This window comes from Flavonifractor sp. An112, assembly GCF_904377885.1.
GTDB classification, from domain to species: Bacteria; Bacillota; Clostridia; order Oscillospirales; family Oscillospiraceae; genus Flavonifractor; species Flavonifractor avicola.
On record NZ_CAJFGT010000078.1, the window covers coordinates 1 to 11,628 of the forward strand.

Annotated in this window: 13 protein-coding genes; 2 read left to right on the forward strand and 11 right to left on the reverse strand. The window is 60.2% G+C overall.

Annotated features, from left to right (window positions below; all coding sequences use genetic code 11):
- Positions 1 to 106 precede the first annotated feature (106 nt).
- From IHN22_RS10720 to IHN22_RS10765, 10 genes are all read right to left on the reverse strand, one after another.
- Entirely contained in the window at positions 107 to 601 is a 495-nt protein-coding gene (locus IHN22_RS10720) for a GNAT family N-acetyltransferase (RefSeq protein ID WP_087398584.1), read from the reverse strand.
- 98 nt (positions 602 to 699) lie between these two features.
- Positions 700 to 1,536 (reverse strand): DegV family protein, encoded by an 837-nt coding sequence (locus IHN22_RS10725; protein ID WP_191435281.1) that lies wholly within the window; start codon positions 1,534 to 1,536, stop codon positions 700 to 702.
- Between the two features lie 129 nt (positions 1,537 to 1,665).
- Complete coding sequence (locus IHN22_RS10730) at positions 1,666 to 3,021, reverse strand: alpha-amylase family glycosyl hydrolase (RefSeq protein WP_191435283.1); 1,356 nt, start codon at positions 3,019 to 3,021, stop codon at positions 1,666 to 1,668.
- Positions 3,022 to 3,042: 21 nt separating this feature from the next.
- Complete coding sequence (gene trmD / locus IHN22_RS10735; RefSeq protein ID WP_191435285.1) at positions 3,043 to 3,792, reverse strand: tRNA (guanosine(37)-N1)-methyltransferase TrmD; 750 nt, start codon at positions 3,790 to 3,792, stop codon at positions 3,043 to 3,045.
- Positions 3,785 to 4,285, reverse strand: a complete 501-nt coding sequence (rimM, locus tag IHN22_RS10740) for a ribosome maturation factor RimM (protein WP_087271548.1) — start codon at positions 4,283 to 4,285, stop codon at positions 3,785 to 3,787. The genes trmD and rimM overlap by 8 nt, the downstream gene beginning before the upstream one ends.
- Before the next feature lie 99 nt (positions 4,286 to 4,384).
- Complete coding sequence (locus IHN22_RS10745; protein ID WP_087271545.1) at positions 4,385 to 4,615, reverse strand: KH domain-containing protein; 231 nt, start codon at positions 4,613 to 4,615, stop codon at positions 4,385 to 4,387.
- An 18-nt stretch (positions 4,616 to 4,633) separates the two neighbouring features.
- Positions 4,634 to 4,873: a 30S ribosomal protein S16 gene (gene rpsP / locus IHN22_RS10750; RefSeq protein WP_007489428.1), complete on the reverse strand. Its 240-nt coding sequence runs from the start codon at positions 4,871 to 4,873 to the stop codon at positions 4,634 to 4,636.
- A gap of 68 nt (positions 4,874 to 4,941) precedes the next feature.
- Positions 4,942 to 6,300 carry a signal recognition particle protein gene (gene ffh, locus IHN22_RS10755; protein ID WP_191435287.1) on the reverse strand — a complete coding sequence of 453 codons (1,359 nt, stop codon included), beginning with the start codon at positions 6,298 to 6,300 and terminating at the stop codon, positions 4,942 to 4,944.
- A 4-nt stretch (positions 6,301 to 6,304) separates the two neighbouring features.
- Positions 6,305 to 6,673 carry a YlxM family DNA-binding protein gene (gene ylxM / locus IHN22_RS10760; RefSeq protein ID WP_087187086.1) on the reverse strand — a complete coding sequence of 123 codons (369 nt, stop codon included), beginning with the start codon at positions 6,671 to 6,673 and terminating at the stop codon, positions 6,305 to 6,307.
- Between the two features lie 111 nt (positions 6,674 to 6,784).
- Positions 6,785 to 7,552, reverse strand: a complete 768-nt coding sequence (locus tag IHN22_RS10765; protein WP_087388950.1) for a formate/nitrite transporter family protein — start codon at positions 7,550 to 7,552, stop codon at positions 6,785 to 6,787.
- A 141-nt stretch (positions 7,553 to 7,693) separates the two neighbouring features.
- Between IHN22_RS10765 and IHN22_RS10770 the strand changes: the two genes are divergently transcribed.
- Positions 7,694 to 8,956, forward strand: a complete 1,263-nt coding sequence (locus IHN22_RS10770; RefSeq protein ID WP_191435289.1) for an Ig-like domain-containing protein — start codon at positions 7,694 to 7,696, stop codon at positions 8,954 to 8,956.
- Positions 8,957 to 8,999: 43 nt separating this feature from the next.
- Here IHN22_RS10770 and IHN22_RS10775 read toward each other — a convergent pair whose 3' ends face one another.
- Positions 9,000 to 10,139, reverse strand: a complete 1,140-nt coding sequence (locus IHN22_RS10775; protein ID WP_191435291.1) for an MFS transporter — start codon at positions 10,137 to 10,139, stop codon at positions 9,000 to 9,002.
- A 307-nt stretch (positions 10,140 to 10,446) separates the two neighbouring features.
- Here IHN22_RS10775 and IHN22_RS10780 point away from each other — a divergent pair, with 307 nt between their 5' ends.
- Entirely contained in the window at positions 10,447 to 11,496 is a 1,050-nt protein-coding gene (locus tag IHN22_RS10780) for a D-alanine--D-alanine ligase (RefSeq protein WP_191435293.1), read from the forward strand.
- Positions 11,497 to 11,628 lie beyond the last annotated feature (132 nt).

Below are 11,628 nucleotides of genomic sequence, written 5' to 3' on the forward strand. Positions count from 1 at the left end.
AAGGAAATGCAGCCCGGAAGATTTTCTTCCGGGCTGCGTTTTTTTACTTAGATATACAGGCCGATGAGGGCATCGGTTCATCCAGTGGGGGAGGAGTATTGGCAGGTCAGGGGCGCAGTCGGGCCATCATGTATTCGTCGGCATATTTGCCGTTCCGCACGGTGGTCATGCGCTTGAGCCCTTCCTTCTCAAAGCCCAGCTTCTCATACAGGTGGATGGCCCGCTCATTATCGGCAAATACAGTGAGCTCCACCCGCACCAGCATGAGCCAGTTATCCGCCAGATCCAGCAGTGTCTTTAAAAGGGCAGAACCTACCCCCATGTTCTGGTAGTCGGCATGGACCATCAGGGCCACACTGCCAGTATGGCGCATCCGGGGATTGCCAAAGACTTGCAGACAGGCTACACCGATGACTGTGCCGTCGTCCAGTACCGCCACGAAATGGTGGTCGTTGGGGCCCAGATTGGCTAAGAAAGCATCGCTGTCCGCGGTGCGGTAGGAGGAAAGTCCCAGAGTGGTTTCCAAGACCCCGGGCATCCGGCGCAGGGCCGCGGTGCCAGCGGCGTCCCGGGGTTCCGTGGGACGAATGGTGTAGTTCATAATAATGCCTCCCAAACAGATTTGGATCATATTAGCATATCCGACCATAAAAAGCAACCGCCCGGGCTATGTGCCCAGGCGGTTTGCGGTACGTTGGCTTAGTAGGCGGCAATTACACCGCCGTCGTTGGCGTACACCGTGGAGATGCCGCCGGTCTCGCTGATGAGGATCTCAGAGAATTTGCACTGCTTCCGCACCAGTTCTTTTAGATGGAAGGCCCGGTCCAGGCAGTTGCAGTGGACAATGCACAGCCGACGGCCGGCGTGATTGGGATCAGCTGCCATCATGGCCGCCATTTTGCTCAGGGCCTGCTTAATAGACAGAGCCTGACCCTTTTTACAGATCTCACCCTGGGGGGTGGAGCCCATCAGCAGCTTGATGTGCAGGGTGCTGGTCACCAGAGCCTGGGTGCGGGTGAGCCGCCCGTTTTTCCGCAGATTGTCCAGAGTCTCCAGTACGAAGAGGGTATTCATCTCCTCGATATACTGGGAGGCCTTGCTCACCACGGTGGTAAAATCCAGTCCGGCCTCAGCCAGCTCCTGGAGCTTCAAGGCCACCAGTACCTCACCGGCAGAGGCAGAGCAGGAATTGAAGATGTGAATATTGGCCCCAGGGTGATCCTCCAGCCACAGATTGCGGGCCTGAGCCGCAGCATTGTGGGAGCCGGACAGCAGGGCGGACAGGGTGACTACATAGATGTCGTCGGCGCCGCAGTCAAAGGCATCCATATACTGAATAGGGGAGGGGCAGGCGGACTGGGGAGCAGTGGGACAATCCCGCATCATTTGCAGCAGGGCTTTCTGATCGAAGGATTCGTCATCCACAACGGTCTCATCCCCCACGCGGATGGTGAGGGGGACCTTGATAAAACAGTCCTCCCGCAGCTCAGCAGGGGTAAGGTCGCAGCAGCTGTCAACAATGATCTTAAAACTCATAACAAAAACCCTCGAATATAATTATCAAAATGATATTTGCCATTGCCGCTATTGTATCACCATCAGCGGGAAAAGTAAAGGGAGAAAGTGTGAATATTCTGGAACGGGCAGAAAGATGGGGCAGATTTACTAGGTAAAGCGGTCGGGGGCGCCTACCAGAATACGGGCTCCGCAGGGGGACACGGGCAGCCAGGTGCGTCCGCCGTCGTTGTTGAAGACCTGGTTTTCATTGAGCACATCCTGGAGCACCGGCTCCTGGTGGGGGAACTCCACATGGACCTCCTGGGGCTCCAGGTTGAGGACCACATAGACACGCTGGCTGTCGGTAGCCCGGCGGAACACCAGCTGCGGGTTCTTGATGACCACATTTTCGTACTGACCCTCCTGAAGGGCGGGGAAAGCGGCCCGGATGGCGGCCAGCTTAGCCAGGTGGGCGCACAGACTCTGGTCCAGGGCCATCATCTCCTTCAGGTCCAGACAGGGGCGCAGGGGGGCATCAGAATGCTTGGTGCGCTCCCCCTTGATGGCCCACTCACTGCCGTAGTAGAGGGAAGGTACGCCGGGCATGGTGTACAGCAGGGTGTACAGGTTGTTGATGTGGGCCGGGTCCTTCAGCTTGGAGGCCAGCCGGTCCACGTCGTGGTTGTCGGCGAAGTTGTACAGGGTAATGTTGCGGTAGATGCCGCCGGGGCCGCACTGACGATGGAGAGAGTGGGCGATTTCAAAGTAGTTCTTGTCGTTGTGGGAGGACCACAGGCCCTTCCAGCACTCGTAGTTGGTGACGCTATCCAACATCTCCGGGTTGGCCCACCGGGCGTAGTCACCGTGGATGATCTCGCCCATGAGCCAGAAATCCGGGTCTTTGCCCTTGACAAAGCCCTTGAGGGTGCGAAAGAAGTCAAAGTCCACGCAGTCGGCGGCGTCCAGCCGCAGACCGTCAATGTGGAATTTGTCCATCCACATCCCAACCGCGTCCAGCAGGTGGCGCACCACGTCGGGGTTGCGGAGATTGAGTTTTACCAGCTCATAGTGGCCCTGCCAGGCGGTGTACCAGAAGGGGTCGCCCATGGGGGAGGGGCCGCCGAAGTTCAGGTCATGGAACCAGCCGCAGTAGGGAGAGCCCTGGCCATGCTCCTGCACATCCCGGAAGGCCCAGAAGCCCCGGCCCACATGGTTGAACACCCCGTCCAGCACCACACGGATGCCGTTGGCGTGAAGCTCATCACACAGGGCGGCGAAGGAATCGTTGTCTCCCAGGCGGCAGTCGATCTGGAAGTAGTCGGTGGTGTCGTAGCCGTGCTTCACCGACTGGAACACCGGACCCAGGTAGAGGGCATTGACACCCAGTTCCTTCAGGTGGGGGATCCAGTCTTTCAGCTTGTCCAGCCGGGGCACCGGGGCGCCGCCGGGGTTGTACTCCGGTGCACCGCAGAAACCAAGGGGGTAGATGTGGTAGAACACGGACTGATTGACCCAATGACTCATATTTGACTCCTCCAGTCTCCATTAAAATTGTGTTTCTTCTTCCTCCAGTTCACGCAGCAGCTTCTGGTCCTCCTTGGAGGACAGGTCCAGCTTCTCGTACAGGTCGGGCCGCCGCTGGCGGGTGCGGAGGATGGATTGCTTCCGCCGCCACTGGGCGATTTTCTTGTGGTCGCCGGAGCGGAGGATAGGGGGGACCTTTCGACCGTGCCACTCCTCGGGCCGGGAATACTGGGGATACTCCAGCATCCCGTTCCAGTGGCTCTCATTTTCAAAGCACTCAGGATCGGCCAAGACGCCGGGCACCAGCCGGGCCACCGCGTCGGCCACCACCATGGCGGCCAGCTCGCCGCCGGTGAGCACGAAGTCGCCGATGGAGATCTCCTCGTCCACGCACTCGTCGATAAAGCGCTGGTCGATGCCCTCGTAGTGGCCGCATACCAGGATCAGGTGGTCGTAGTCATCTCGGAGGCGGCGGGCATCGGACTCGGTAAAGGTCTTGCCGCAGGGGGACATATAGATCGTATGGCCGGGGCCGTAGGTGTCCACAATGTGCTTCCAGCACTGGTAGAGGGGATCGGCCTGCATCACCGCCCCCCGGCCGCCGCCGTAGGGGTAGTCGTCCACCTGCTTCTGCTTGTTGAGGGTGTAATCCCGGATCTGGTGGGCTTCAATGCGGATGATGTCCCGCTCCTGGGCCCGGCCCAAGATGGACTCATTCATCATGTCGCCCACAGTCAGATCGAAGAGGGTCATGATATCAATGCTATACATCGGTACGCATCCCTTCAATGAGGCGGACCTTGATATAGCCGCCCTCCACGTTGGTCTCCGCCAGGAACTCGTCCACGGCGGGGATCATATACTCGTGCTCGCCCTTGACCACATAGACCTCGTGGGCAGGGGGGGTGAGCACGTCGGCCACCACGCCAATCTTCTCGCCGGTGGCGGCGTCGATGACATCCAGCCCCATCAGGTCGGCAATGAAGTGGCGGCCGTCGGGCAGCTCCACGCCGGTGCGGTCGATGAACACCGTCTTGCCCTTCATGGACATGGCGGCATTTACGTCGTTGACACCCTCCAGGAAGGCAAGCACATTGCCCTTGTGGATGCGGGCGGAGCGGATCTTCACCGGCTTGCCGTCCACATACAATACATCAAACTGGCAGAGAAATTCCGGAGAATCGCACCAGGGGACGATCTTGACCTCGCCCTGGATGCCGTGGGTGTTGACGATCTGACCTGCTTCTAAAAATTGATTTTTCATCGGTATCACCCCGAATCGTACAAAATCTGCAAGATATGAAAAAGCCGACCGACCACAGGGTCGGTCGGCTTTTTCATATCCGGGGGGAGGCCCCCGGAGTTAGTCGACGATATCGACGGAAACCTTGGTGCCCTGGCGCTGGGCTACGGAGCGCATCAGTGTGCGGATCTCCTTGGCAATGCGGCCCTGACGGCCGATCACCTTGCCCATGTCCTCGGGGGCCACCCGAAGCTCCAGGACGGTCTCGCTCTCACCTGCGTGCTCGGTGACCTCCACGGCGTCGGGGTGGTCCACCAGATTGCGGGCGATATAGGTGAGCAGTTCCTTCATGCCAGCTGTGCCCTCCTATCAGATGGCGCCAGCTTTTTTCAGCAGAGCCTTCACGGTCTCAGTGGGCTGAGCGCCGGTCTTGATCCAAGCCTGGGCGCGCTCGGCGTCCACCTTGATCTCGGCGGGCTGGGTCAGAGGATTGTAAGTGCCGATCTCCTCGATGAAACGGCCGTCACGGGGATAGCGGGAGTCAGCCACCACGATGCGGTAGAAGGGAGCCTTCTTGGCGCCCATACGACGCAGTCTGATCTTAACCATTGTATCTTCACCTCCATGTAATCGTAAAGCATATCTATGGAAACGCGGCGTGGCGCGTTTACCACCGTTTAGAAGGGCAGACCGGGCATTTTGCCCAGCTTACCCAGTTTCCCCAGCTTGCCCAGACGCTTCATCTGCTTGCCGGAGAACTGTTTGCTCATCTGCTGCATCATGTCGAACTGCTTGAGCAGACGGTTGATGTCCACCACCTGGGTACCGGAGCCGGCGGCGATGCGCTTTTTCCGGCTGTTGTTCAGCAGGGAGGGGTCCTCCCGCTCGGCAGGGGTCATGGACAGGATAATGGCCTCGGTGCGGGAGAGGGACTTCTCGTCCACGTTAGCACCTTCCAGAGCCTTGGCGTTGACGCCGGGGAGCATCCCTGCAATGTCGGACAGGGAACCCATGCTCTTGATCTGCACCAGCTGATCGTAGAAGTCCGAGAGGGTGAAGCGGTTTTTCCGCAGCTTCTGTTCCAGCTCAGCGGCCTTCTTGGCGTCAAAGGTCTGCTGGGCTTTCTCGATGAGGGAGAGCACGTCGCCCATGCCCAGGATACGGGAGGCCATCCGGTCGGGGTAGAAGATGTCCACCTGGTCCAGCTTCTCACCCTGGCCCACGAACTTGATGGGCTTGCCGGTGACCGCTTTGATAGAGAGGGCTGCGCCGCCCCGGGCGTCGCCGTCCAGCTTGGTGAGCATGACGCCAGTGATATCCAGAGCCTCGTCAAAGGCCTTGGCGGCGTTTACCGCGTCCTGACCGATCATGGCGTCCACGATGAGCAGGATCTCGGTGGGGTCAATGGCCGCCTTCATGTCCTTGAGCTGTTCCATCAGCTCCTCGTCCACGTGGAGACGACCGGCGGTGTCGATGAATACGATGTCGTTGCCGTGCTTCTTGGCGTGCTCAATGCCCGCCTTGGCGATGTCGATGGGGTCGATCTGACCCATCTGGAACACAGGCACGTCTACCTGGGAGCCCACAACCTCCAGCTGAGTGATGGCGGCGGGGCGGAAGGTGTCGCAGGCCACCAGAAGGGGCCGCTTGCCCTGCTTTTTCAAAAAGCCCGCCAGCTTGGCGCCGTTGGTAGTCTTGCCGGCGCCGTTGAGGCCGCACAGCATCACAACCGTGGGGGGCTTGGGAGAGATGGTCAGCTTGGTGCTTTCGCCGCCCATCAGATTGGTCAGCTCTTCATTGACAATCTTGACGATCATCTGAGCGGGGGTCAGGCTCTCCAGCACATCGGAGCCCACGGCCCGCTCGGTGACAGAGGCCACAAACTGCTTGACCACCTTGAAGTTTACGTCGGCCTCCAGCAGGGCCATCCGGATCTCCTTCATGGCCTCCTTTACGTCGGCCTCGGTGAGACGGCCCTTGCCCCGCAGCCGCTTAAAGGCGGCGGACAGCTTTTCGGTCAGTCCTTCAAATGCCATGGGGTCACTCCTGTTTCAGTTGATCCAGAACACTGCGGATGCGGTTGCACTGGATCTCAACCTCGTCGTCCTGCCAGCGCTGGTCGTTGCGCTGGGCGATGGCGTTCACCGCCTCTTCCACCTCCAGGAACTGCTGCTGCATCTTGTGGAAGCGCTTGATGATGCCGGTTTTGTCCTCCAGCTCGGTGAGGATGGCCTCGGCCCGGACAATCACGTCCCGGACGCCTTGGCGGGTGATGCCGTAGTTCTCGGCAATCTCAGCCAGAGAGAGGTCCTCATTGTAGTAGAGGTCGTAGAATTCCTTCTGTCGGTCGGTGAGCATATCTCCATAAAAATCATAGAGCAGAGCCATGCGGTAGGCCTGGTTCTTCATGGTACACCCTCCTTCAGTAAGTCGTTCTGTAAAGGAAGTAAAGTTTCAAAGCTTTACAACAGAGGTGATAATACACGATTTTCCTCCGTTTGTCAAGGGGGAAAGCGCGCTTTATTTTTCTTTTTCTTCGGCGGCATACCACAGGGGCCAGCCCAGCAGCACCGCGCCTCCCAGCAGGTTGCCGATGGTGACCCACAGCAGGTTCCAGCCCATGGCGGCCCAGTCTGCCGTATGGGTGTACAGAGCGTAAAGGGCAAAGTAAGCCATATTGGCGATGGAGTGTTCCAGACCGGTGAGGACGAAGGTGGTGATGGCCAGGGCGATGACCAGGGCCTTACCCGTCTCGCTCTGGAGGCGGAAGCCGGCGAACACCCCGATGCATACCAGGAAATTGCACAGCACGCCCCGGAGCAGCAGCACATACCAGGGCAGGGACAACTTGCCGGGCACGATGACGGCCAGATAGGCCCCCAGCAGGTCGGCGCTGGCTCCGGAGCCCACCAGCACCAGGCAGAGCACCAGAATGCCTGCCAGGTTGCCCAGATAGGACATGATCCAGACCCGCAGAGCCCCGGCGGGGGAGACCTGATTTTCATAGAGGGAGACCCCCATCACCAGGTTGCAGCCGGTAAAAAGCTCGCCGCCCAGCAGAACGATCAGGGTAAGGGCTGCCGAGAAGGTGACAGCGCCCAGCAGCTTGGCCACAGGCAGGGCTCCGCTGTAAAACCAGGCGGAGCACAGGCAGGACAGCAGGGCCCCCACAAAAATAAAGGCCCCGGCCAGGGCGGCCCGGGTCAGATAGCGCAGAGGCGCCTTGCGGGCCAGAGCCAGCTTGCCGGCGCCTGCCTGAGCGATTTGTTCCACAACAGCACGGTTCATGGGCAGATTCCTCCACAGGGACAAATTATTTTCAATATTGTACCGGAGATTCTGGTTTCGTACAAGAGGGCGGCCCACATTTTGTATAATTCCACCACACCGGCAAACACTAACCTTACATCAGATAAGGAGGTACTATCAGTGAAAACCCGCATCCTGATTGCCGCAGCGCTGACGGCCGCCCTGCTCACCGCGGCCCTGCCTGCCTCGGCGCTCTTTCTGGACCAGGAGGAGACCAGCCCCACGGTGCTGGACGTGGTGAAGAACGGTATGGCCACCGAGACCATCGCCTTCCAGTCCTCAGACTTTGTGGTGGAGGGGGAGGGCGCTCTGGACGCCATCGTGATCACCCGGCTGCCCCAGGAAGGTGTGCTTACCGTGGGCGGCCAGATGGTGGGAGAGGGGGATGTGATCACCATGACTGCCGTGGACGGCCTGCGCTTCACCCCCTCTGTTACCCCCACCGCTCTGGAGGCCAGCTTTACCTTTCAGCCACTCTTTGCCGACGGTGAGCCGGGACAGGAGGTTGGGGTGGAGGTCCATCTGCTGACCGAGGCCAACGGCGCCCCGGTGGCGGAGAATCTGGAGCTGTCCACCTATAAAAATGTGGCGGTCACCGACCGCTTTTCCGCCGTGGACCCGGAGGGCGACCTGCTGACCTACCGGCTGGTGAAGAAGCCCGCCCGGGGTTCGGTAACCATTGGGGAGGACGGCCAGTTCGTCTACACCCCCTATGAGAACAAGACCGGTAAGGACTCCTTCACCTATATTGCCATGGACACGGTGGGCAACGCCTCCGACCCGGCTACAGTCAAAGTAAAGATCGAAAAGCCGGACACCAAGGTGACCTACGCCGATCTCAGCGGCCATCCGGCCCACAAGGCGGCCATCCGCCTGGCAGAAGAGGGGGTCTTTGTAGGGGAGTGTATGGGTGGAGAATACTTCTTCCAGCCTGACGCCGCTGTGACCCGCAGCGAATTTGTGGCCATGGCTATGAATGCTGCCGGGGTGGAGTCCCTGGAGGGGGTGTCCCGCACCGGCTTTGCCGACGACGAAAGCATTCCCACCTGGGCCAAGCCCTATGTGTCCTCCGCCCTGAAGTGCGGTCTGGTCCAGGGCACCACCGATGATGAGGGCCGGGTGGTGTTCCGGGCCGATGATTCCATCACCACCGCCGAGGCGGCGGTGCTGCTGGACCGGGTGCTGTCCGTCACCGACGTGGACGCCCAGACCTTTGCCGCCGACGCTCCCGCCTGGGCGGCCCAGTCGGCGGCCAACCTGTCCACCTGCGGGGTGCTGCCGGCGGAGGCCGGCCTCACGGAAACTCTGACCCGTGGAGAGGCGGCCCAGCTGCTGTGCGCCGCCCAGGATCTGCTGGACAGCCGGGACACTGGCTGGTTTTAAGGGGAATATGAGAAAAACGGCCGCCATCGGCGGCCGTTTCCCTTTATGCACGGGGACGCAATTTATACCATATCATAAAAAGAAGTAACCCGGCAAGGCAGATCCCGCCGCCCAGCCAGAAGGACCAGTCCAGATTGATTTCCGCCAGAGCGCCAAAAGCCAGGTTGGTACCAACTCCCACCCCATCTATGATCATGGCCTGGACACTGAGGGCGGTAGCCCGGTGGGGTGTGGTCACCTGCTTGTTTTGCAGCTCCATCAGGAAGGGCTGGCACAGGGTATTGCACAGCCGCAGAGTGAGAATGGCACAGATGGAGGGGAGAGGGGCAGCGGTCAGAGCCAGGGCGATACAGGCCAGTACCCCGCCGCCATAGAGCAGCACCGCCGTTCCCACGGTGCCTGTCCGGCGGGTGAGTCGGGCGGACCAGATTCCCGCCATGCCCAGTACCGTGGCGGCAATATAGAGGACGCCAATGGCCCAATCGGGCAGGCCGGCGCGGGCATATTGCAGCTGATTTAAAAAGGTGGTAATGGTCTGGTGGGCCTCGGAGAGAAGGGCCGCTGACAGGAGGAAGAGGAGCAGCCGCCGATTGGTCAGGGTCTGGCGCAGGATGTCCAGGGTCAGCCGGGGAGAGAAGGGGGCGGGTGCCTTCACCTCGGTGAGCCCCAGGGCGCACAGGGCGGCGGCACCATAGCTGAGGACAGTGAGGCCCCCCGCCAGGGCGTAGTTGTCTCCGACAAACAGGGAGAAGGTGAGGGCGGCGATGAGCAATCCGGCGGTCTGGAGGCTGTTGTACCACCCAAAGATCTGCTGGCTGTCCTGCCCGCCTCTGGAGAGGTAGAGAATGCTGGTGTCCACCCCGGACATCCCGGCTACCACCACGCTGAGCATGACCCGCTCCAGCAGGAAGCCGCCGAAGCCGTCTGCCTGCCAGAACACGATTTTGGACAGGAAATAGAGAAAACAGCACCCGATCATGGTGCGTTTGTACCCCAGCCGGTCGGCCAGGATCCCCCAGGGCACCTCCAGCAGGATGCACAGCGCCAGGGAGAGACTCTCAATGAGGGTGATCTGGGCGATGGACACGCCCTGCGCTTCCCGGTAGAGGGTGGCCACAGGGCCATAAAAGACCATGCCCTGCAAGAGGGCGATGGCGTACATACACCTTAAATTCCGTTTCATGAAAAAGATCCAGTCCTTCCTGAATTTCTGCATCAAAACAAGGCGCTGGATCACAGCGCCGGGATGTTAGGATGCACCTCAGGTGGGATTGGACCGATACAGCATAGTTGCTTCACTCCATGAAAGGAAGTTCTGGGTTCAATGTAGCAGAATGGCGGAGGAATGTCAAGCGGTAGGGTGTGACCACCGGAAAAAGAAAGATTTCATGCACAGATAGTCGAAAGGTAGTTGAGTATAGAGGTAAAGCGTGCTATAATATACCATTAGCGCGTATCATATTGTATCAAACTGGCAACTGAGGTGTATTATGAAGATCGTAGTTTTGGCCGGGGGTCTGTCCCCGGAGCGGAACGTGTCCCTTTCCACCGGCACCATGGTGACCGAGGCCCTGCGGGCTCTGGGCCATCGGGCGGGACTCATCGATATGTTTTTCGGCCTGGAGCAGGGCCGTGCAGACGAGTCTTTCTTTGATGCGCCGGTGCCCGAATCCTTTAAAAAGATCAGCCGGGAGGCCCCTGACCTGGAGCAGATCAAGGCCAGCCGTCCCGGCGACAGCAAGAGCGTGTTTGGCCCCGGTGTGCTGGAGCTGTGCCAGATGGCCGACCTGGTGTTCCTGGCCCTCCACGGCACCTGCGGCGAGGACGGCAAGGTCCAGGCCGCCTTTGACCTGATGGGCATCCCCTACACCGGGGCGGGCTACCTGTCCAGCGCCATCGCCATGGACAAGGACCTGACCAAGCGGATGGTGGCCGACGTGGTGAATACCCCCGGCTGGAAAACCGTAGAGTACAAGGCGGAGGACATTGAGGGCCTGGTCAAGACCGCCCGGCTGCCGCTGGTGGTGAAGCCGGTGGCCAGCGGCTCCTCCATCGGCGTGTCCATCGCCTATACCGCCGACGAGCTGCGGAAAGCCCTTACTGATGGCCTGGCCCTGGGAGGCCGCACCGTGCTGGAGGAGTATGTAAAGGGCCGTGAGATCCAGGTGGGCATCCTGGACGGCAAGGCCCTGCCCTCCATCGAGATCATCCCCAAGGAGGGCTTCTACGACTATGCCAACAAGTATCAGCCCGGCGCGGCTCTGGAGGTGTGCCCCTCGGAGATCCCGGCGGAGTGGGAGGAGAAGCTCCGCGCCGCCGCCCTGCGGGTGTATGAGATCCTGGGCCTGTCCGTCTATTCCCGGGCCGACTTCATCGTTACCAGCGACGGTGAGCCCTGGTTCCTGGAGATCAACACCCTGCCCGGCATGACCCCCACCAGCCTGCTGCCCCAGGAGGCCGCCGCGGTGGGTATCGATTACAACAGCCTGTGCCAGCGCATTGTGGAGGCCTCCCTGGAGGCCAGAAAACAGGGCCGGTAAACCGACATCCGGAACGAGAGAGATCAAAGGAGACAACAACATGGAGCCGATGACCATACGAGAGATCATGGAAGCGGTAGGCGGCAGCCTGCTGGGTGAGTTCGGAGATCTGAACCGGGCGGTGAGCCGGGT